Genomic DNA, 21654 nt, shown 5'->3' with positions numbered 1-21654 from the left:
CGAGCATCGCTGCGTCGATCCAAGATCCACAGAGCCGGCTCACGTTGAGAAGAGCGGTGAACCAGAGCGATTGGCAAGGAAGATAGTCTCGAGTATGGAAAGTTGTCGGCGCGAGCTTCCATAGGACAGAGCCATCGTCGATGTCAGGCCTCGTCCCTATAATCGAACCCATGAGCGAGAGTCGTTGGGCGGGTGAGTCACCGGCAGCATTCGGGTTGCTCGGCGACGTCGAGGGTGCCCCGGTCAACGACCTTCTTGCGGAGATGGTGCACGCCACGGCGGGTCAGTCGTTTCTGGAGTGGCAGCGGTACCGCATTGCCGCCGAGTTGGATTCACAGTTGGTGGGTGAGGAGGTGCTCACCGATTATCGGATGATCGATTCGACCGCGTTGTGTGCCGCCCGTATCGCGACAGTCCTGTCGATCAGCCAGGTGGCTGCGGAGGGACTGCTGGCACGGGCAGTCGCACTGCGGGATCGGTTGCCGCAGGTGTTGTTGTGCCTGCGGGACGGGAAGGTCGCTCCGCAGCACATCCGGACGATCGTGTCGCGCACCGACCTGATCACCGACGAGACCATTGCCGCCATGGTGGATGCGGAAATCGCAGAGTGTTTGCGACGCAGGGGTTCGTGGTCGCCGAACCGGCTGCGGGACATGGTCGACCGCACCGTCTACACCCACGACCCCGACGCGGTGCGTGAACGCCGGCAGGTCGCCAAGGACGCCCGCGCGTTTTGGACCGACAACGACGCCGACGGCATGGGCACCGTAGGTGCCAGCATGACCGCGGAGAACACCCTGCTCCTGGCCCAACGCGTGCACGCCGCCGCCGACCACGTCTGTAAGAACGACCCGCGCACCACGGCCGCGCGCAGGTCGGACGCGCTGGTCGCGTTGACCACCGGCATCCCGTGGGAATGCCTGTGCGGTGATCCGGACTGCACCGCCGCCCAGGGCTGGGACGCAACCCCGACCGGGCCCGGCACCTCGGTGGTCGTGCACGTCGTCGCCGACACCACCGCCCACCTCAAGCACGGCGGTAAGCCTGGATTCATGCCCGGTCATGGCGTCGTCTCCGCCGAGCATGTCCGCGACCTCGTCAAGCGGCCAGACACCATCATCCGACCCCTCCCGACGACAGCACCAGCAGCGCAACCGGCCGACCCGTACCGACCATCAGCTGCGCTGCAACGTTTCCTGTGGATACGCGACCACTACTGTGTGTGGCCCGGCTGCAACCAGCCCGCCATCCGGTGCGAAGCCGACCACGTCACCGAATACGACCACACAAACCCCGAGCGGGGCGGTCAGACCACCCCGGAGGACATGAACTCCAAGTGCCCGTTCCATCACGGGGTGAAGACGTTCTCCGAGTTCCTCGACGACCAGACCATCGACGACCACGGGCGCCCCGAGGTCACCATCACCACCCCCGAAGGGGTCACCGTCGACGGGCCCGCCCACACCGGTTTCGACCTGCACCCGCAACTCGACCACATCGAATTCACCGCCCCACCCAACGGGCCACCACCATCGACGCCGGAGCCACCCACCAGACGCCGACCCCGCCTGGAAGACAAACACGTCCGACGCCGCACCGAACGCGAACGCAACCGTTGCGCACGGGAACAAGACGACACGACCGACCCACCACCGTTCTGAACATCCATCGCGTGGCCACACAACGAACATGCCTCAGGGAGAACGACTCGCGCCGCTCTTCGCCGCCCGGTCGGTGAGCAGGTCGTAGATCGGGCGAGACCGGAGCGTGAGCGCGACCAGCATCGCGACGGCACACGCGCCGAGCATGGGCAGGAGCTGATTCGTGGTCCCGGTGAGCTCAGTGGCAAGGATGAGGCCCGTGACGGGAGCACGCACGCTCGCGGTGAAGAACGCTGCCATGCCGATCAGTGCGAGCGCAGCCGGGTCCGGAGCACTATGAGGCGCCAGGTCTCTCGCCACCAGCCCGACAATCAGACCGACGTCCGCGCCCAGGACCAACATCGGGGCGAACAGGCCACCGGGAGTGAGGGCTGCATAGGACACGACTCCGAATACGAACCTGAACGCCAGCGCACCGGTCACAGCCCAGATGGTTCCGTGCCCGAGGAGCGCGTGCTGAGTGAGGTTGTCGCCGCCACCTGCAAGATCCGGTGCACACCAGACCACAACGCCCACAACTATTCCGATGAATGCGGCACGAACCTCCGCGGGCAGTCGGCTCGCGTCGGCGATCGACAGCCCGATCATGACCGCCTTGTTGTAGAACACACCCAACAGTCCAGTCGCAACGCCCACCGCCAACACCCAACCGGCGTTTGCCATGTGCGGATCGTGCAACGGTGGCATATGAAAGTCTGTGCCAGAACCGGTGAACGGGTATGCAGCCGCGAACCCGGATGCCGAGGCGACCAGTGTGGCCACCGTGGTGCGTGGATCGAATCTCTTGACCAACTCTTCGAGGACGAACACCCCGCCGGCGATGGGTGCGTTGAACGCAGTCGCCAATCCGGCAGCGGCACCGCCCGCCATAAGGATCCGCAGATCGGCAAGCGGGCGCCGCGTCACGGTGGCAACGATCACCGCGATCGTGCCACCCATCTGAACCGACGGACCCTCCCGACCTAGGGCCAATCCCGAGCCGATCGACAAAAGTCCGCCGGCGTACTTGATCGGAAGAATCCGGAACCGATCCGGTTCAGCCCGTCCAGCGACGACGGCCTCGACTCGCGGAATGCCGCTCCCTTCGGCGTGGGGTTCCAGACGCCGGACCAGTGCAGCAGCCGCGGTGACGGACACCGAGCAGGTCACCACCAACACGAGCAGACCCCACCAGCTGCCGTGCGCCCACGAGGCGAGCGAGCTGCGCCAGGCCGAAGCGTCGTCGAGCATGATCCGAAAACTCGCGGCCGCGAGTCCCGTCAGCGCGCCGACCACCGCGGCAGCGATCACGAAGCCGATCAGGCTCTCGGCACCCTCCCCGCTGTCATCCACGGGATGCGCGGTGGGCAACTGCGATCCGGTGAACACACTGCGCAGCCATCGGCTCATCCTGTCCGCTCCGATGTTCACACCTGTATCTGTACCGCGTGTTGACGTCGCCGCGCGATCCGGGCGATGTCACACCCTCCTCGTACGCTGCGTTTCCCAGGGTCGAGCCCTTCCCATCGGCTCCCCTCAGCACCGCGAGGACGAAGCAATGGATACAGATCCCTTCGACGACGCCGTGGAACGCGCCTGGCGCGATTTCCGCATCCGTCTTGCCGACCGCCTGGCCACGCTCGGACGCGGCGTCGAGCTCCGGGTCGAGCAGGCCGACTCCGGCAGCGGTCCGCACGGCGTGGTGACGTTCACGTTCACCAGCTCGCGTCGTGTTCGCGCCACCGTCGACGGTGACGATCTACCGACCGAGTTCGACGTTTGGGCACCCCAGGTGCGAACGTTGTTCGTCGCAGGCTGGAAGCCCACCAACCGCGGCGTCTACATCCTCGGTGCCGTACGACAACGCGCCGACGAGATCGCTGTCGCCACCGTTCGGGTATTCCGCGAGGCGTGGGGAGCCGTGGACCCGGCCTTTCTGACGTGCAATGACGGCTCTGATGACCCGCTGACGCCTCGGCCCCGGCCAGAATCAGCATTCGAGCTCGGCGTCTGTCCCCAAGACCGGGACGAACTACTGGGTCTGGTACTCGGGGCCATGCCTGACATCTTGGGCTTCGACCCGGAGGTCAACTCGGTGGGAGACATCTCTCTTCCGACAATGCACGTCGAAGGACGGATGATCGTGCCCCATACGGGGCCGGCCATCGAGTTCTCCGCCGTCGTTCTCGGTTCGGTCTCGGACCTCACCACCGCAGGTGAGTACCTGATCCACCAATCCAACCGATGGCCCGACATCAATCTGTGCCTCGACCACGGACAGGTGATCGCACGGATGCGCGTCACCTTGGGCGTTTTTCATCACTGCCATCTGGACGCCGCGGTGGCCACCTGGCTCGCCTTCTGCAACGACGTACCGATGATCCGTCGTCAGATCAAGCATCGTACTGCCAAGGGCCGCAAGAAGAGCCTGAACGCAATACACGACACGCTGGCACTGCTCCTCAAGAAGGCGCCGTACGGCGTAGGGCTCGACGTCGAGGAGATCGCAATGCTGTGTGGGTACGACTCGCACGCCGTGTTGCAGCACGTCAAGGCTTCTGCACGGCGTTATGCGCATTACGTCAAGACCGCCAAGACTGCCGGCGCCAACGACGACACTCTCGAGTACTTCGCCCATCAGCGGGAGGCCGAGACGTGGAGAACGCTCACCCACAGCCTGCTGGCCGCTTTTCACCTCGTGCGCGACATGGAGGCGGCACCGAATCCTCCTGACAAGACCACCAAGCACAAGGGCACCCGCCCCTCCGGCTGACGCCGGTCCCCAGCCAGTGTGTCGAGCATCACCACAGCGCCGTGACCAGCAGATGCAGTCGGCCACTGTTCTCGCATTCGGTCATAGCCGCCATCCCGAACCCAGGTGCGCGGCGGTTTCTTTACTACTCGTTTACTGTGCAATATGCGTATCACCAGAGCAGACGCCGTCGGACCCGAGGCCCGACTCTCGTGGCTTCTCGCCGGCGTGGCCGGGATGATCGGTGCGGCAGCATTCCTCGATTCCCAGGGTTATTTCGTCACGTTCATGACCGGCAACACCGAACGTGCGGCTCTCCAAGGCTTCGGGACCACCAAGGACCGCGGCATCATCGGGCCGACGGCGTTGAATGCGGGGTTCTTGATCGTCGCGTTCGTGGCCGGGGTCGCCGTCGCCATGTACTGCCGACGTCGCTTCTGGTCGAACCACCCGCACGGGACAACGGTGTTGACGACCATCGGCTTGTTCGTCGCCGGCGCGATGGACCTGGCGCTCAACGGATTCGATGCCAACGACGTCACCTATGTGCCCATCATCATCGTCGCGTTCTCCGTCGGCGCCCTCAACGCCGCGTTCGTGAAGAACGGTGAGGTCTCCATCCCGCTGAGCTACGTGACCGGCACGCTGGTCAAGCTCGGGCAGGGAATCGAACGCCACGCCCGTGGCGGCGGAACGGTCTACGACTGGCTCGGGTATGCGCTCCTGTACGCCGGGTTCATCGGCGGAGCCGTCGTGGGCGGCATCATCGGAACTTTCGTCGGTGGCGGATACGTCCTGTTCGCCGCGGCGGCCCTCTGTGGTGTCACCACACTGGTGACTTTCTTTCACACCGACCGGAAGACGATCCTGGGGTAATCCAGACATGTACGGGTACCTCCTAGGGGTATAGGGTGGTGCCATGAGCATCCGACATCAGCCCCGCGTGCGCCGACTCACTCTGGGCGCCGCGGCGTTGTGTCTCGCCACGATGACGGCCTGTTCCAGTGGTTCCGACGACCACAACGACGCCTCCCACACCGCCGCGGGTCACGAGCAAATGGGGTCGTCGACGTCCATGCAACACCGCACCGACGATGGCCCTGTTCCGGCCGGGATCAGCACGGCGTCGAACCCCAAGTTCCCGGTCGGCAGCAAGGTGACGCTGACCGCCGACCACATGGACGGCATGGACGGTGCGCCGGCGACGGTGGTCGGCGCCTACTCCACTTACAGTTACGCGGTGGATTTCACCCCCACCACCGGCGGCGCAGAGATCGTCGACCACAAATGGGTGGTGCAGCAGGAGATTCGGGACGCCGGTCCCCGGCGTCTCGCCGACGGTACGAAAGTTGTCCTCACGGCCGACCACATGGACGGCATGGACGGGGCAGCCGCCACCATCGACAGTTCGACAGACCAGACCGTGTACGTCGTCGACTACGAGTCCGACGGCATGACGATGAAGAACCACAAGTGGGTTGTCGAGGACGAGATGACGGCTGCCAACTGAGAAGGGGACGTGCAGCCATGGTGAACGCAGTCATCGACGCGCTGCGGATGACCGGGACGATGGCGTGGCAGATCGGCTGGTCATTGGTCCTCGGGTTTCTTCTCGCGTCGGTCGTCCAGGCCGTCGTGAGGCGCGATAGCGTATCGCGCACGCTCGGCGACGACCGGCCGGCCACGATAGTCAAAGCGGCCGGCCTCGGTGCGGCCTCGTCATCCTGTTCCTATGCCGCGGTGGCCCTGGCCCGGTCCCTGTTTCGCAAGGGCGCGAGCTTCACGTCCGCGATGGTGTTCGAGATTTCGTCCACCAACCTCGTCGTCGAGCTCGGAATCATCCTGGCGCTGCTGCTCGGGTGGCAGTTCACGCTCGCCGAGTTCGCCGGCGGAGGAATCATCATCGTTCTGGTGGCTCTGGCATTTCGTGTGGTCCTGCGCGAGAGGTTGATCGCCGACGCCCGCGCGCAAGCTGACAAAGGGGTGGCCGGGTCGATGGAAGGCCATGCCGCCATGGACATGTCCGTGAGTGGCGCGGGGTCGATCTGGTCACGATTGTTCAGCGGGCGTGGGTTGACATCCGTCAGTCACATCTTCGTGATGGAGTGGGCAGCGGTCCTGCGGGACATCGTCATCGGACTGGTGATCGCCGGCGCGGTCGCCGCATGGGTACCTGAGACATTTTGGCAGAGTCTGTTTCTCAGTAGTCACCCCGCATTGTCGGTGTTCTGGGGACCAATCGTCGGCCCCATCATCGCGATCGCCAGCTTCGTCTGCTCCATCGGCAATGTTCCACTTGCCGCCGTCCTCTGGAACGACGGCATCAGCTTCGGCGGGGTGGTGTCGTTCTTGTTCGCCGACCTGTTGATTCTGCCGATCATCGCCATCTACCGGAAGTACTACGGCTGGGCGGTCACCCTGCGCATCGTCGCGGCCTTCTACCTCAGCATGGTGGCCGGAGGCTACGTCGTGGAGGGACTGTTCAGACTCCTGCACCTCGTGCCCGCGCCCGGGCACGCGTTCACCGGCGACGCCGGAATCAGCTGGAACTACACCACGTGGCTCAACATCGTTGCCGCGGTGGTGGCCGCCGTGCTCGTCGTACGGTTCGTTCGCACGGGCGGTGTGGGGATGCTCCGCATGATGGGCGGCTCTCCGGACATGGGGGCGCATGGGCATGGAGATCGGTGATGAGCCTCGCGGCCGCGATGTTCACACGCCCAGCCGCTTTGCAACATCCTGTCCCCCCACATCGCGGATGAACTGCGGGTCGCCGCACACCACCAACTGATCGCGAGCACGGGACAGCCCCACGTACAGTCGTTCACGCGCCCGATCGCGGCCACTGGTCTCGTTCAGCGCCAGTATCACCACGTTGCGCTCGAGGCCTTTGAAGCCCAGCACGTGACCGTAGAAGATGTCGTCGTTCTGCCAGAACGTGTTCCAATACGATTCGTTACCCGCCGCCTGGCGTTCCACCTGCACGGGATGTCGGCTCCCCGTCGTCAGGAGCGCGATGTCCTCAACCCGCCACCCTTCGTCCAGCAGTGGATCAACTTGTTCGTCGGCCACGTCCAACGCGTCGTCGACAGAACATGCGACGAACCGCACCTCGGGTCCGTCGGATCCCTTGACCTGCATGCTGTGCCCGACGAGCGGCTTGAATGCGGTGGCGATCTGCCGGGTGTTGCGAATGTTGTTGTCCAGTATCAGCGGAACCAGATCAACGGGTGGCGACCCGTGCCTGTCGAATACCCGTTGTCCCTCATCGCTGAACACATAGACCCGGCCGTCGTCGGGGTCCTTCAGACACGCCAGCGTCGGCTTCCACCACTCGTCGGCGAAGTCCTGCGCCTCGTCGACGACAACGGCGTCGAACCGCTGTCCCGGGGCCAACTCCTCAGCCAGATCGGCCATCTGCCGGGGTAGTTGATGCTCCCAGAAATTCGCCGACGTCGAGTCACGGATGCTCTCGTCTGGCCCGTCGGCGGCACCCCACCGCTTACCCAGCTCGTGAAATTCGCCAACGTACGCCGGTCGTTCCTTGCGAGGCAGTCCAGCGGTGACGCGTTCGAGGTAGGAGGCAAGTCCGTGGGAATAGCAGATCAGCGCAACCCGTAGACCACTCTTGGTCAGTCGTCTCGCCTGCTCGACGGCCAGAAATGTCTTGCCGCTACCCGCTCCTCCCCTGATCTCGACTCGCTTGAGCTCGCGGATTGCACTGAGGATCACCGACTGCTGAGCGGTCAGGGCGTCTGCGGTGTCACTGTGCTCCAGTGCGCGGGCGACCACGTCGAGTTGCGGGAGGCCGCGTCCGCCGAGCACTGTCTGGAGTTGGGTGATACCTCGGGTGCTCAGATGGGGCAGGCCGCCGGCCTGCTTGAGCGACACGGCCCGGATCAGCGGCAGCAACTGGTCGAGTTGGTTGCGGTCGATCACCTTCCACCGCGGGCAGTCGGGAAGTTCGAAGTCATCCTCGATCTCGGCGTAGGGCAGCACCACCATGTGCGTCCACCGCACGCGACCCTGCGTCCACCGGGGATCGGACTCGACGAAGCTGCGCAGTGCATAGCAACTGCCGCGCACCTGGGTGACGGGGTCTATCGACTTGTGGTTGCCTCGATACCCCTGCCGCCAAGTGGTGCCGTCGTGCCACACGTCCCCGCCCTTGACCTCGAGGCACACGATGCCGGCTCCTTCGATGGCGACCACGAAGTCGATCTCGTGATCCTTGTCGCGGTCGGTGACCCGCTGACCGCTGATCAGCAGATCCTCGTCCATCAGTTGCTGATGCAACCGCTTCCACACCGCTTCCTCGCTACCGGTGACGAACTGCGGATCAGGCGGGATGGTGATCGGCACGGGTCACACCGCGCTGGTTGCGTCGGACCGGGTGGAGCGTTTCGCGTACATGCGTCGAGGTAACCACAGTTATCGGGGCGTTGAAGTATGAACCGTTGATGCTAAATTTCGTCAGCAGGTCGCCGGCATTCGCGCGCGGCAAGATCACACGGTTCAGTTCAGAGGAGTCGAACATTTCTTCGACTGCGATATGAAACCGCTCGCGAAAGCTGTCGAATTCGCGCCTCCCCTCCCAACCAGGGGATGCGAAGTCATGAATTAAGACCACAATCTGTCGGTCATTGAGAATTTCAAAGCAAGCCACGTCATCGTTGTCCTCTCGCCTCGCGAAGGGGACAAGATTTCGGTCGGGATAACGGTCAGCGAGACCACTCATTCGAACTTCAAGCGACTCGCCGGTCATGGTGTCCCAGGGATCAAAGAAGAGCAGTTCGAGCTCGGCCAGACGCAACAACTCCGGAGGATACTTGAATCGCTTGGGGAGAAGGCGTTGATCCAATAACACCGCCTCCATCACCGACCGAACCTGGCCAGTGACGTTGCCTCGCAAGAAATCATAGTTGCACAACTTCCTTCAGCTCATTGTATGAGTCACTGACCCAAACCCTTGCGCTGTGAATCTCGACCTCGCGTGCCCCTTCCCATTGACAGCGAAGCACCACAGCGCCGTCGACTGGATCGACGGTCACGAGCGCGACTTCAGTAAGTCCTGCATCGATACGGTCGGGTGCCCGTACCATCGTATTGGTCAGTGCACCTTCGAATCTCAGCCGCATTACTGCGTCAAGGCAGATCCACATCTCGCTCACATCTGCATACGGCCCGCTCGCTGGGCGAGAGAACACTCCGAAAGCGAGCAAGACCGAATAACCATTGTTGACGAACTCAAAATGGTTGAGAAGACCTTCAGAAAGATGATCCAAGGCGGTAAGGGCCTTCTGAATATCAATGAGCCCCGAAGATATCATTTGGATATGACCTCAATTCCGTGCGCGAGGCTGGGCTGCACGACGTTGCCGTACTCATCGAGATAATTGCCCGCGTCGTTCCGCACTCGGATGTCCCAGCCTCCGTCACGACTCACGATCTGCGCACGTTGACCGACTCAGGGAGCAGGACTCAGGGTTGACACCAAAGTCATTACATTAAACGCCGACCTCAATCAGATGCAACGCGTATCGCGCGTTTCCTAATCCCTTGCAAGAATTGCGTAAAAGTCTCTTCCTCCGATGTAGGCCCGACTTGTATCCCTAGAGCAAGCAGCTCCGCCGCGACTCGGCCGTCGTCATTTGCAGTGCGACGGAAAAGTTCGTCGATCTCCCTTGTGAGACCGACCGCGGCCGCGCGCCCGCCGTTGTCATCAAGGAACGCTTGTAACGCATCCCAAACGTCGCCACCATAGATGTCGTAGTCTTGGTGTAGGTAACCTTTGGCCAATTCTTCGAGATAATTCATAATCTCCTCCGATCTGTTGGATAAGATATACACCGCTTTATCTCGGAATTGCAGGGAATGCGGTAGCCACGTAGTAGCCGAGATCTTCTATTCCCCCAGGTCGGAGAATAACGCGTATTTGTGATACATTTATCGTATTGCCCGAGTTACGGAATAGGGTTCTGCCAACAATATCTCCCACATCACCCTCGAGACGTAGCTGAGGCTTTCCACTGTCAAGCCAAGTCTCAATATCCGTACTGTGTGAACGTAGCAAAGACTTCACCGCCGCCTCCGCCGTCGGCAGATCAAAGAAGGTAGATGCCGCCTGCATTGACGGTCTCGCTCCAACGAATCGACTTCTCAGGTACTCGTCACTCTTACCAACATGCCTCTCGATGGCGTGGCCACCCGCATCTTCATGCGCCTGCAGCGATCCCCCCGGGAAGCTATCGCAATCCACGGGCATCAACCCCAGCGGATCCGCCACCACCGTCGGATTCATCGGGTACGCATACGGATTGGGGGCGGGTGCGAGGCCGAGCGGGTCCGGTGTCAGGTAGCGACCGGTGTCAGGGCTGTAGTAGCGCATCAGGTTGTAGAAGAGGCCCGACTCCTCATCGGCGTACTGGCCAGGAAATCGCAGCGGGGTCGACTCGCCCGACCACGATGACTGACCCCACAGCGTCGTCGTGGCGCGGCCGACCAGTGCACCCGAGTCGGGGTCCAGGAGACCGACAGGCATACCGATCTGGTCGGCGACGATCGCGAAGAACTGTCGGTCGATCTCGTCCTGCGGCCGCGCATTGACCGGGTCGTCCTCATCGGTCAGATTCAGTAGGCCACCGGCCGCCGTATCGCCAACACTGCCCGCCAGTTGTCCCACCGGGACGAGGCCGCCCGGGGTGTACACCCATGACAACACGGCGCCCGTCGCCTCATCTACCTGCTCGACCAGTTGCGTCCCCGACCACCGGAACACCACCCTCGAGCCGTCATCCGCGACCTTCGCAACCCGACGCCCCAGCGGGTCGTACTCGTACCCCCAACGACGTCCCGCCGGATCCACCAACCACCGCAAACGATCCCACGCGTCCCAGCCGTACTCCCACACATCGGGCTTACGACTCAGCCGTCGCCGCACCACCTGCACCACACGACCGGCCCCGTCGTACGAGTACGAACACCTGCCGTCATCGGCGAGACGACCATCGCGATAGGTCCACCCGCGTCGCTCCCCCGCCACCGACTCGGCGACGATGTTGTTCCCGCTGTCGTAGTCGAACGACTCCCGGGCAGCCCCGTCGACGTCGGACACCGACGTGACCCGTCCCAGCGCATCCAGGTCAAACCGTGCGGTCTTCCCCAGTCCTTCGCGTGCCGGGCCCTCACCGGTCACCGCCTGTAGTGCACCGTCGGGCCGGTACGCAAACGCACTCGACGCGGACAGACGTTCGGTCTGCTGAACACCCATCCCGAGATCGAGCCGCCGCGGATCCTTCACACCACCCACCACGGATCGACGAGCCAACCGACCGGAGGCGTCCCAGGATGAGTCGATGGCCACCGTGCCGAAGCCACGTCGAGTCTCACGGCCGAGCGCATCCACCGAGAGATCGATCGACCGTCCGTCGACGTCGATCCCAGCCACCGCACCGCGAATGTCGTAGGTGTAGCCCGTCGACGCGCCTGCGGGTGTGTATCTACTCAGCAGGGTGCCGCTCGCACTCCACACCGAACGGACCGCGGCGCCATCCCACGACTCCGACACCAGCCGACCGACCGCGTCGTACTCGAATTCAGTCTGTCCGAAGCTGTTCTGCGCGGCGACCATCCGACCGAGAGGGTCACGCTCGTAGGTGACCATCTCCTCGTCCGAGCGCTCCCCCACCAGACAGCCCGAGACGTCGTAGGTGTAGTCGATCCGTTGGTCTGCACCGTTGATCTTCCATGCCAACCGTCCGACCTCGTCGTACCCGAACATCGTTGCTGCACCGGAGAAGTCGACCTCGCGGACGACCCGTCCATCAGGGTTGTACTCGTAGCCCCACCGCTGACCCAGCGGATTCACCACACCGATCAACCGTCGAGCGCTGTCGTACTCGAACACGGTTATCGCACCGTCGGCGTCGATACGCGTCACCGGCAGGTCGTAGAAGCCGTAGTACCAACGTGTTTCGGATCCCACCGCGTCGACGTGCGACAGCCGATTACCCTCACCGTCGTAGGTCCAGCGCTGTTCGGCGCCGTCGGGCGCGACCTCCGCGAGCAGCCGACCTTCGGGGTCGTACCGGCGCTGCGTGATCCCGCCGTCCGCGGCGATCACGCGCACGGGCCGGCCGAGCGGGTCGTACTCAATCTGCGTGGCGTATCCGATCGCGTCCTCGACCCGTGTCGGCAAACCGGCGGCGTTCGAATCCATGGTGACGCGACGCCCGTCGGTATCCAATTGCGCAGCCGGAGCACCCGTAGGCGCTCGTTCGACGCTGCTGGTGCTGCCCGCGGCATCGGTAACCGACACGGCGTTGCCGCGTTCGTCATATCGGATGGTCTCGGTGGTGCCGTCCGGGTGGGTGATGCGCGACGGCAGACCCTGGGCCGCGTACGCCATCGACGTGGAGCCTCCCGTGGGACCGGTCACGCTCACGAGGTCACCGCGGCCGTCGTAGTCGAATGATGTTGTGGCGCCAGACGGATCTGTGCTGCTGATGGGGTTGCGCCGCAGGTCCCAGCGGGTCACGGTCTCCCGTCCGACCGGGTCGATGACGCGTTGCGGTCGGCCGTCCACGTCGATGGCGTAGTAGGTGGTGGCGCCCACCGCGTCGGTGAACGCGGTGACGGTGCCGGTCCCGTCCGGCAGGTCGCGATAGTCGAACCGCCCGGCCCACACCCCGTCGGTGCCGGTCTGATAGATCACGCGACCGGCGTCATCGTAGGTGTTCTCATACGTCTGGCCGATGGAGTCGGTCCACCGGACCATGCGATGATCGTCATAACCGAACGACGTGGTCGCACCGGCGGCGTCGGTGATCCAGGTCAGATCACCCTCCGTGTAACCGAATTCGCGCAAGGTGGTCGACGTGACACCCATTGCGTCAACGGTGATCGCGCGATACCGAGTGACGCGACCGTCGACGGTGTCGATGGAGATGCGGTAACCGCCCGAGTGCTCGACGCTGATCGGCACACCCTTGTCGCTATAGCCGAAAAGTATTCGGTTGCGGTTGCGATCGGTGATGGCGGAGACCGTGAAGGCACCGGCGTCGATGTCGGCGCCACCGAGCTGGGGTTTGGGGTCGAACCAGTAGTGACGGTCGCCGGTACGGTCGGTGAGGACGTAGCCGCCCACGGGTGTGCGTGCAAGGCGCCACAGGCTCCCGCGTTCCGGAACCGCGGTCTCACCCTCGGTGACGGGTGGGAACCGCAGGACCACTCCGTCGGGATCGACCGTGGTGACGCCGTCGTCGTCGGCAACAGCCCTCGCGTCCAGCGTGCTTGACCACGACGGTCCGAACCACTGCCCGCCCCGGAACTGCGAGCGGTGGGTCCGCACCAGCAGCAGCGGCAGAATGCCGGGTAGGTCGACATCGATTGCGGGCAGGAAGTATTCGCCGGTCGCCACGTCGACCGGTTCGCCCCTGGCCGTACACAACTCGCGGTCGGTGGACGCGTGCGGGCGCTCGTGATCGATAGGGTCATCGGGTACGTGCGGATCAGTCGGTTCGTAGACTGGGTGCTCACCACCGCCGGCGCCGTGCGGCGTGCCGCCTGTGGTGGCGTCGCGCGGAATGGCACCGCCCGTGTCGGCTGCTCGCGTCGGTGCGGCGACGACCGGTTCGGGTGCCTTGCCGACTATGCCGGCGGCCGGTTGGTCCATGCGAGGTGTCGCCGACACCGCAGCATCGGCGACACGACCTGCAGCGCCAGAGCCCGGGGTGCTGGACACCGCATCCGGCCGTGCCCCGGAACTGTATTCGGGCAAACCGGAGTCGGCGGCTCGTGGCGCACTGGCAGGATTCGAGGGTGCCGCGTCCGCACGCGAAGCCTGGACCGGTCCGCGCGTCTCGGGCGCCCTGGCGTCGGCCGCGGGCGACGAGTTGGCCGGCGCGGTGTGCGGTGGTCCCACCGGTGTTCCGGTATGGGGCGTGGCCGCGGCGAGGGGTGGTGCCTCCGTCGGTGAGACCGGCGTGCGTGGCGGTTCTGGCGCGTGCGATGGTTGCGGGGTGGGTGTGTCCCGCGCCGGAGCGGTGTCGACATCACGGTCGGGTGTGGGCGTTCGGTCGGGAGCGTCCGGTTTCGTCACATCACCGGGTGCGCGTGGATCGTGCGGCTCGGTATGCGATGGCCGGTCATGCGGCCCACCGGGACCATCGGGTCCGTGCGGCGGCGCGCCACCGTCCTCCGGCGCGCGGGAGCTGTCGTGAGGTTCGGGATCCGGTCCGTCGTCCCGAACAGGGTTCGGGGTCTCGCGTTCCGGTGGGACGTCGTGATGAGGTGTCGGTGACGGGTCACCGACGGGTGACTTGGACTCAGGAGCGTCGTGAGCACCAGGCGGGTCGCTCGGATCATGGTGGGGCGAACCATCACGCGCGGGCGGAGTGGTGTCGGTCGGCGGAGTCCGGTCGGATGGACCGTGGTCGGTTGTCGCCGGTCCGTCGGGCGAACCGGAGGGGTCGCGGCCCGGTGGGCCGGAGTCGTGCGGGGTCGCATCGACGCGTTGCGGCTCGGGCTGTCCCGGGTGGCCGGCCTGTGACGGCGGTGGACCGTCGTGCACCTCACTCACCGGAGTCTCGGTGCGTGGGGTCTCGTGTGACGCCGTGGCGACATGTCCCTGCCCCAATGGGGTTTCGCCGATGTGTGGCGCCGTAGGGCGCGCGTCCGACAATCCGTGGCCGGCTGCCGATGCCGCGTCACGGACTCCTGCGGTCGCCCCCTCGCGAGCCGCGTTTCCGGCCATCGAGGTCGCTTCACGACCGGCGCCGGAGGCGGCGCGCGCCGCACCCGACAGCGCGCCGGCACCTTTGGGTCCGGGGGCGGCAAGTGAGGCGACGTTGGCGGTCAGCGCACCCATGGCTTGGGCGGGATCCTTACTCCAACCGGTGCCGATGAACGCCTTTCCCAGTTCTTTGGGATCCGACGCGACCTTGACCAGACCGGCCGCGAGAGCGGTGGAGTTCCTGGCGTATTCAGCGGGATGGCTGACGTTGTAAGGATCCTGCGGACTCAGGGTGCGCACCATCTTGACGGTGTCGGTGACCACGCCCAGCGCGCCGGCCGAGAAGTGACCCGATGCGATGTTGCCGGCCGTGTAGAGATCCCCGAGTGAGTCGGTCAGACGTTCACCGGCGGCGGGCATCGGTGGCGCCTGTCCGGCAGCGCCGCGCAGCGCACCCGCTGCGTCGTCGGCCGCGGCGTTCCGCTGATCACGCGCACGCTTGAGGACGTCGTTTGCCTGCTGTTTCAACGCGGGACCGGGGTCGGGTCCGAAGATCGGCGCGGTCGGCCGGACGTCGGTGACGCGGGCGTTATATGCGCGGGCCGCGGTGTTGTACGAGTTGGTCCGGGTGGTGACGTCGGCCGCCCACGCATCGTGTTGGCGCTGGGCCTCTTTCCACAGACGCACGGCCTCGGCGGCCTGCTTCTGGGCGGCCTCCACCGCACCGGCAAGTGCGGTCAGGGCGCCGGAGGCTGCGTCACAGGCGTCGGCAGCGGTGAACCACTTGGGGAATTCGGTCGCCGTCTTCTGGTGGTAGGCCTCGGCGCCGTCGCCCGACCAGTTCCCCACCGAGATGCCACGGAGACCCGAACCACCCTGTTCCAGCGATCCCGACATCGAGGTCAACGACGACGCCCGGTCGTGGAGCGCACCGGGGTCGCCGTGGACGAGTTCCTTGGGGTCGTCGGTCTCGTCGAGCGACTTCTCGTCGGGAGTGGCCCCGAGTTGGTCGGCCACGTAATCGCCGAAGTCTTCGACGGCGTTCGCGGCCCCGTCGAGACCTACGTCCCGGAGACCATCACCGACGAGATCGGTCGCGCCGTCAACGGCCTTTCCGAGCACCTTCTCGCCGGAGTGGACAAGGTCCTCCCCGGCGTCGACGATGTTGTCGAAGAGGCCCACGGACTACTTCGACGCGGCGGCGACAGTGTTGATCGCCTGGCCACCGAGGCTCGTCTCGTACCCCTTCTGCAGCGAGTCACCCATGGAGGTCAGGCTGTTCTCGATGTCGCCCCGGACAGCGAGGACCGACTCCGGCGAGATGTCGGGATGAGTCAGTTTGTCGACGTTGTGGTTCAGCAGCTGGCCTGCGGACATGTCGTCGGTGCCCCTGGTGATGATGTTGCCTGCGTCGTCCGTGACGCTTTCCTTCTGCAGGCTTGGGTCGCCGACCAGGTCGTTCGCGAAGTCCTTGAAGGTGTCGCTGGCGTATTTGTCCTGGGTCTCGTACATGCCGGCACCGAGGTGCAGGGCGTGGCCGATGTCGTTGGCCGCCCTGACCAGGGCACGCATACCCCATTCCCACCGCTGACAGAAGTCGTCCATCGCCGCCTTGGCGTTCGGACGGCTCATCTGCTCGCCGGTGAGCTGGAGCTCACTGAAGCCGCGGCCCGTCTGACCGGTGTAGGAGCCGATGACCGGCGCCCCCGACAAGCCGCCGATGACCCCGTTGATGCCGTCAGCCGCCTGTTTGAGGACGGCGGGCTGTACATCGACGTCCATCACATCCCCTTCAGTACGTCGGGTGGAAACACCATCACGTCTGCTTGGTGTGCGTCCACGACCAGCCCCGTAGGGACCGGACCCTGGGTGACCACGCTAGCAACGAACACACCCCCGGTCACTTCGTAAGCCTTGACAGATGCCAGGTCGCGACCCGCGGCATGCGCGAAGTCCTGGGCCCGCTTCCAGGTGGTGAATGCGACGCTCCACGGGACGTCGTCGACCACGAGGGTGAAGAACTCGTCGTTGACGTCGAGCGGGACGTACAGGGTCTGGTCGCGGAGAGCCTCAAGTAGCTCCTCGGGCTGACCGTAGCCGGCGAAGAACGCTGCGCGCTCCTGCGTGAAGTCCACTTGGCTCACCCCTCGTCATCGTTCGTCTCCCGTTCGATGATGTCGATCGCCATCGGCTCGCGCCAGGGCGGGTGTCGGTTGGTTGGGGGACAGGAAGTAAGTCGGGTACGTCTGCGCGATAGCCTCAAGCAAGCCCTACAGCTTATCAATACGTTTGCGATACTTCTTCTCTAGACGTGAGTACTTCTTCCACGAGCCCTGATACTCATGTGCTGCGATCAATACGCCTAGAACAATCGTTACTGGAATAATTTTGAACTTAACGTCGTCGGCGCTTGCATGCATAAAAGAATTAAAGCACCATGCGAATACAGCGCCAAAAAATATCTGTGCCGCAATCCCGGAAAATTTCCGCACCATCGCAACGTGGTGTGCTGCACGTGCGTACAGCGTAAGTGTCTGGCGGTCATTTATGCATTGCGGCAGGTCCCATTCGTTACCATACTTCTGTTGGTGTCGCCGCCATTTCTCGCAGGTGTCCGCGGGAACTGTTGTGGTTGGATCCGGATAGCGTGTGACTCCGACTTTATCCGCGAACGAAGCTCTTAATTCATTGTGGAACCGTAGCCAGAACCACACGCTGCCCGCTGAGCCAAACGCGAGGCAGGCGAGAACAACGTAACCATTATTCAATAGAGTAATGGGTCTTATGACGACGAGCGTGGCGATCAAAGCGAGGGCAAAGCGTAGCGGGGCGAGCCGTATTGTAGATCTAATCATACTTGCAGGCCTATGAAAGGATTCAATTGAGTGCACCATAAGGGAGTAGTAACCAGAACACGACAGGATCGCGGCCCCGATTACCCACAGTCGCATCTCTAGCCATAGGGCGTTTCCGACGAGTCCAACTCCAGAAGTTGGTCCCAGCAGACCCGTCATCTCCAGGAAGCACCAGCCAAACATAAAAACGAGACAGGCCACAGGAAGAGCGAGAAAGTATGCGCCTACTCGATACCACCAGTAGTAGCGACGTGGCGGAGCTATCGTTAACAACACGGGCATACTCACTCCTGTAATAGACTGGATCATCGCAATGCTGCCTGGCCGAGGGTCAACCAGACCAAGAGCAGTATGTTCGTGGGGTCTGACATCGCACTTTGCGACCGAGGCTTCGATAAAGATGACTCAGGCCGCTGTGTAAATTCAGATTGCGTGGTCTTCACCGCACTCTCAACTCATCGCCGCACAACCACATCCGCACTTTGTCGTCGACAGAAGATCAACTCGACCCTAACCACCCGCACCTCCGTCGCCTTCGACAGCAGCGACGCGTAGATGCCGAGTTGGGTGAAGTACGCATCGACGGTTGCTGCGGAGACGCCCAGGTCGGTCTTGTAGTCGGCGATGACCAGGTCGCTGCCGTCGCGGTAGACAAGGTCGGCGATGCCCTCGATCGCTGTCTCGCCGTCGGGGGCCATCCCATAGAGCGGCATTTCCGTCCAGTACTCGGAGGCCGCGGCGCGACGGACGACGTCGCACGCCAACGTCGATCGCACCATCGCGGTGAACGACTCGATGTCGGTGATGCCCGCGCTCAGGCCGATGGCCTCGGCGCCCTCCGCCACCGACGGGTCATCCGGCTCCACGAGCCCGATCGTGTCGAGGACGGTGTGCAGCGCGGTCCCGACTTCTTTGCCGTGGTCGACAGCTCCGGTCGAGGACGGGAGTATCTCGTCGTCAGGACGGGCCGGCGCCCCGTACCCGCCCTTCACCGCAGCGTGCACGGGCGACTCCCCGTGCACGATCGACGTCACCGACATCAGCGACACCTTCGACGAGTTCTCCTTCACCAGCGCGGTCGTCGCGAGCCACTCATCCCACGTCTCGCCGACGGTCGACGGTTCCACCACCGGCTCCTCGAACCGCTCGATGTCGCGCAGCTCGGGCGCCACCGGATCGACCACAGCGTCGAGTCCGGGCTGCAGCACCGCGCTCCACGCGTCGCGAGTGCCGCCATAACCCGACACCGCGAGTTGTGACTCGGCCCGCGTGCACGCGACGTACAACAACCGGATCCTCTCGGCCATCGCATGTTGCTTCTCGCGCGCACTCGCGGTCTCGTAGTCGACGCTCTTCGCGCCCTTCGAGATGTAGGAGTGCATGGTTCCGTCGTCGTCGACGATCAGCGGTTCGGCCTGACGCCGCACTCCCCCGCTCATCCCGGCGAGCACCACCATCGGGAACTGCAGACCCTTCGCGGCGTGAATCGTCATGATGCGAACCGCATTCACCCCGATCTCCGGCAGCACCGCCTCGGCGACGCGGGCGGTCTCCTCCTGCTGCGTCGCCGCCCAGTCGAGGTATTCGCGCAGCGATCCGCGGTCCTCTTCGTACCAGGCGTGAGCCTGGTCGATGACGAAACGCAGCCGCCGCCACACGTCCCGGTGCCGCGGCGAATCCATCGACACCTCGAACACCCGCCGGTCGACGGCGAGCTTGCTCAGCAGCTGTCCCGGCGTCAGCTGGCCCAGCTCGAACCACACCTCACGCAGGTAGCGCAGGCCGGAGGCAACAGGCGACTCCTCCAGCCCGGGCTGCGGATCCCCGTACCAGTTCCACCGTCCACCCGCAGCCTTCCAGCGCAGCAGATCGTCGTCGCCGCATCCGAACAGTGGTGTGCGCAGTGCACCGACCAGCGCAGCCTCGTCGGCCGTGTTCGCCAGCGCTCGCGCGGTCAGCAGTAGGTCGTGGACCTCCTGCGTCGAGTACACAAGAGACGATGCCTCGGATCGGAACTCGATACCCGCGTCGTCGAGCGACCGCTCGAGATATGGCAGCACCGTGCGCGAAGGGATGAGAATACAGATGTCGCGCAGCGCGATCGGCTTGTGCTCATAGCCGTCGCCGGCGCGCACCTCTTTGCGCCACCCGTCGTTCACCGCGGCGTAGATGATCTGCGCGACGTCGCGGGCCTCCCGCGTCCGCGCGAGCTCGCTGCCGCTGAGGTCCGCTTCGTCCTCGGTGGCATCGGTCGTCTCGGCAAAGACGAACGCGCCGGGCCCGCCGGCAGTATCCCACTCCGGCCGACCCGGCGCGGCATCGAGCGGCTGATACTCCGGCTGAATCCGCGGCTCAGCGGCGATCAGCGCACCGAACACGTGATTCACCCAGGAGATGACGGGCACCGTCGACCGAAAGTTGGTCGTGAGGCTGACAATGTCGTCGGCTGGTGTCGCCTCTCGCGCGGTCATGTAGGCGGCGATGTCGGCGCGACGGAAACGGTAGATGGACTGCTTCGGATCGCCGACGGTGAACAGCCGACCCTCGGCGTCGGCCCCGGCGACGATGTTGCTCACCAGCTCGAGCTGGAGTGGATCGGTGTCCTGGAACTCGTCGAGCATGATCCGCTCGTACCGAGCGTGTACCGCCTTCTGCACCGCCGGATCGCGAGTCACGTTGCGGGCCAGCACCAACAGATCATGGAATTCCAACTCACCCGTACGCCGTCGCGCGTCGGCCTCGTCGAGGATGATGCGCGACAGGTGATGCGTCAGCACGTCGACGGCGCTGCCGATGTACCGGCCGGCGACCTCCGGCCCGAGGGCCTTGAGCTCGCGGAGCTGTTCCTTGATCTCTCGGACGCGCGCTGCACCGCCGGTCCAGCACGCGCCCTTGCCCTTGTTCGGCGCACCTGGCGCGGCGAGCGCGAGGGGCACCCAGCGATCGGTGTCGATCCCTGCACACAGGTCGTCACGCCAGGCGATCACCTCGGAGATACGCACGGCAAGACCGTCTTCGGGGTCCAAGCAGCCGCCGAGGCAGTCGGCCAGATCGTCGACGACTGACTCGATCTCACTGATGTCGGCCTCAGCGAGCGCCGGTGTGGGCTCAGCCACGGCAAGGCGGTCCCAGCTGCGGTCGAGCGAGTCGGCGTAGGTGCGCACCTGGTCGATGGACGCTCCCGCGGCGAGGATGATGCTGGTGGCGGCGACAAGGTCCGGCGGGCAGAGGTCACGGTCGCCGAACAACTGCGCGCGGATCCGCTGCCAGCGGTGCTCAAAGCCGAGCTGCGAGCCGAGCGCATCGACGACCGAGATCCTCGGCGGGACGTGCGCCTCCAGCGGGTGCTCGCTGATGATCCGAGCCGCGAACGCGTGCAGTGTCCCGAGCGCGGCCGTGTCGACGGCGAGCAGCGCACGTTCGGCCCGGTCCCCACTGTGCTGCGCCAGCTCGACACGAATGCGTTCGCGCAGTTCGGCGGCGGCCTTCTCGGTGAAGGTGATCGCAGCGATGCGGTCCAGGTCGACGCCATCCCCGATCACGAGCTGACAGATGCGCGACACCATCGCGTGGGTCTTACCACTGCCGGCGCCGGCTTCGACGAACAGCGTGCTGCGGGTGTCGGTGGTGATACGCGTACGGGCCGCGGCATCGACGAGTGCCTGCTCAGTCATC

At 64.5% G+C, this 21654-nt stretch carries 15 protein-coding genes; 5 read left to right on the top strand and 10 right to left on the bottom strand.

The window, feature by feature from the left end:
• Positions 1-170: 170 nt before the first annotated feature.
• Positions 171-1661, top strand: coding sequence for an HNH endonuclease signature motif containing protein (locus BW971_RS19145; protein ID WP_076482681.1), 1491 nt, complete (start codon positions 171-173; stop codon positions 1659-1661).
• Positions 1662-1694: 33 nt separating this feature from the next.
• Here the strand turns inward: BW971_RS19145 and BW971_RS19140 are convergent, their stop codons facing one another.
• On the bottom strand, positions 1695-3071 hold the full coding sequence (locus BW971_RS19140; RefSeq protein WP_234974500.1) for a ClC family H(+)/Cl(-) exchange transporter: 1377 nt from the start codon (positions 3069-3071) through the stop codon (positions 1695-1697).
• 127 nt (positions 3072-3198) lie between these two features.
• On the opposite strand from BW971_RS19140, the gene BW971_RS19135 reads away from it, so the two are divergent.
• From BW971_RS19135 to BW971_RS19120, 4 genes are all read left to right on the top strand, one after another.
• On the top strand, positions 3199-4413 hold the full coding sequence (locus BW971_RS19135) for a TY-Chap domain-containing protein (protein WP_076482680.1): 1215 nt from the start codon (positions 3199-3201) through the stop codon (positions 4411-4413).
• A 144-nt stretch (positions 4414-4557) separates the two neighbouring features.
• Positions 4558-5268, top strand: a complete 711-nt coding sequence (locus BW971_RS19130) for a YoaK family protein (protein WP_076482679.1) — start codon at positions 4558-4560, stop codon at positions 5266-5268.
• 43 nt (positions 5269-5311) lie between these two features.
• On the top strand, positions 5312-5902 hold the full coding sequence (locus BW971_RS19125) for a YdhK family protein (protein ID WP_234974499.1): 591 nt from the start codon (positions 5312-5314) through the stop codon (positions 5900-5902).
• Positions 5903-5919: 17 nt separating this feature from the next.
• Positions 5920-7083, top strand: a complete 1164-nt coding sequence (locus BW971_RS19120) for a permease (RefSeq protein WP_076482677.1) — start codon at positions 5920-5922, stop codon at positions 7081-7083.
• A gap of 21 nt (positions 7084-7104) precedes the next feature.
• Here the strand turns inward: BW971_RS19120 and BW971_RS19115 are convergent, their stop codons facing one another.
• The 9 genes from BW971_RS19115 to BW971_RS19080 form a co-directional block, all read right to left on the bottom strand.
• The gene (locus tag BW971_RS19115) at positions 7105-8754 is read right to left on the bottom strand and encodes a nuclease-related domain-containing DEAD/DEAH box helicase (protein WP_076482676.1); all 1650 of its coding nucleotides are present in this window, start codon (positions 8752-8754) and stop codon (positions 7105-7107) included.
• Positions 8732-9271, bottom strand: a complete 540-nt coding sequence (locus BW971_RS21755; RefSeq protein ID WP_200799476.1) for a hypothetical protein — start codon at positions 9269-9271, stop codon at positions 8732-8734. The genes BW971_RS19115 and BW971_RS21755 overlap by 23 nt, the downstream gene beginning before the upstream one ends.
• 37 nt (positions 9272-9308) lie before the next feature.
• Positions 9309-9722 carry a hypothetical protein gene (locus BW971_RS19105; protein WP_076482674.1) on the bottom strand — a complete coding sequence of 138 codons (414 nt, stop codon included), beginning with the start codon at positions 9720-9722 and terminating at the stop codon, positions 9309-9311.
• A 190-nt stretch (positions 9723-9912) separates the two neighbouring features.
• Positions 9913-10209: a contact-dependent growth inhibition system immunity protein gene (locus BW971_RS19100; protein WP_143690473.1), complete on the bottom strand. Its 297-nt coding sequence runs from the start codon at positions 10207-10209 to the stop codon at positions 9913-9915.
• A gap of 37 nt (positions 10210-10246) precedes the next feature.
• Positions 10247-16306 (bottom strand): putative T7SS-secreted protein, encoded by a 6060-nt coding sequence (locus BW971_RS19095; RefSeq protein ID WP_076482672.1) that lies wholly within the window; start codon positions 16304-16306, stop codon positions 10247-10249.
• 3 nt (positions 16307-16309) lie between these two features.
• A complete protein-coding gene (locus BW971_RS19090; protein ID WP_076482671.1) occupies positions 16310-16906 on the bottom strand; it encodes a hypothetical protein in 597 nt (198 codons plus the stop codon).
• Complete coding sequence (locus BW971_RS19085) at positions 16906-17268, bottom strand: hypothetical protein (protein ID WP_083710404.1); 363 nt, start codon at positions 17266-17268, stop codon at positions 16906-16908. The genes BW971_RS19090 and BW971_RS19085 overlap by 1 nt, the downstream gene beginning before the upstream one ends.
• A gap of 126 nt (positions 17269-17394) precedes the next feature.
• Positions 17395-18261, bottom strand: a complete 867-nt coding sequence (locus tag BW971_RS21355; protein ID WP_143690472.1) for a hypothetical protein — start codon at positions 18259-18261, stop codon at positions 17395-17397.
• Positions 18262-18434: 173 nt separating this feature from the next.
• On the bottom strand, positions 18435-21653 hold the full coding sequence (locus BW971_RS19080) for a UvrD-helicase domain-containing protein (protein WP_076482726.1): 3219 nt from the start codon (positions 21651-21653) through the stop codon (positions 18435-18437).
• Position 21654: the final 1 nt, after the last annotated feature.

Source organism: Williamsia sterculiae, assembly GCF_900156495.1.
In the GTDB taxonomy this organism is placed as follows: Bacteria; Actinomycetota; Actinomycetes; order Mycobacteriales; family Mycobacteriaceae; genus Williamsia_B; species Williamsia_B sterculiae.
The sequence above is the reverse complement of the archived record's forward strand: the minus strand, read 5'-3'. Positions and strand labels throughout refer to the sequence as shown.

Bases quoted from the DNA above. Each gene is read 5' to 3' on its own strand.
- BW971_RS19145 (WP_076482681.1), top strand. From the start codon at position 171: ATGAGCGAGAGTCGTTGGGCGGGTGAGTCACCGGCAGCATTCGGGTTG.
- BW971_RS19135 (WP_076482680.1), top strand. From the start codon at position 3,199: ATGGATACAGATCCCTTCGACGACGCCGTGGAACGCGCCTGGCGCGAT.
- BW971_RS19130 (WP_076482679.1), top strand. From the start codon at position 4,558: ATGCGTATCACCAGAGCAGACGCCGTCGGACCCGAGGCCCGACTCTCG.
- BW971_RS19125 (WP_234974499.1), top strand. From the start codon at position 5,312: ATGAGCATCCGACATCAGCCCCGCGTGCGCCGACTCACTCTGGGCGCC.
- BW971_RS19120 (WP_076482677.1), top strand. From the start codon at position 5,920: ATGGTGAACGCAGTCATCGACGCGCTGCGGATGACCGGGACGATGGCG.
- BW971_RS19105 (WP_076482674.1), bottom strand. From the start codon at position 9,722: ATGATATCTTCGGGGCTCATTGATATTCAGAAGGCCCTTACCGCCTTG.
- BW971_RS19100 (WP_143690473.1), bottom strand. From the start codon at position 10,209: ATGAATTATCTCGAAGAATTGGCCAAAGGTTACCTACACCAAGACTAC.
- BW971_RS19090 (WP_076482671.1), bottom strand. From the start codon at position 16,906: ATGGACGTCGATGTACAGCCCGCCGTCCTCAAACAGGCGGCTGACGGC.
- BW971_RS21355 (WP_143690472.1), bottom strand. From the start codon at position 18,261: ATGCCCGTGTTGTTAACGATAGCTCCGCCACGTCGCTACTACTGGTGG.
- BW971_RS19080 (WP_076482726.1), bottom strand. From the start codon at position 21,653: ATGACTGAGCAGGCACTCGTCGATGCCGCGGCCCGTACGCGTATCACC.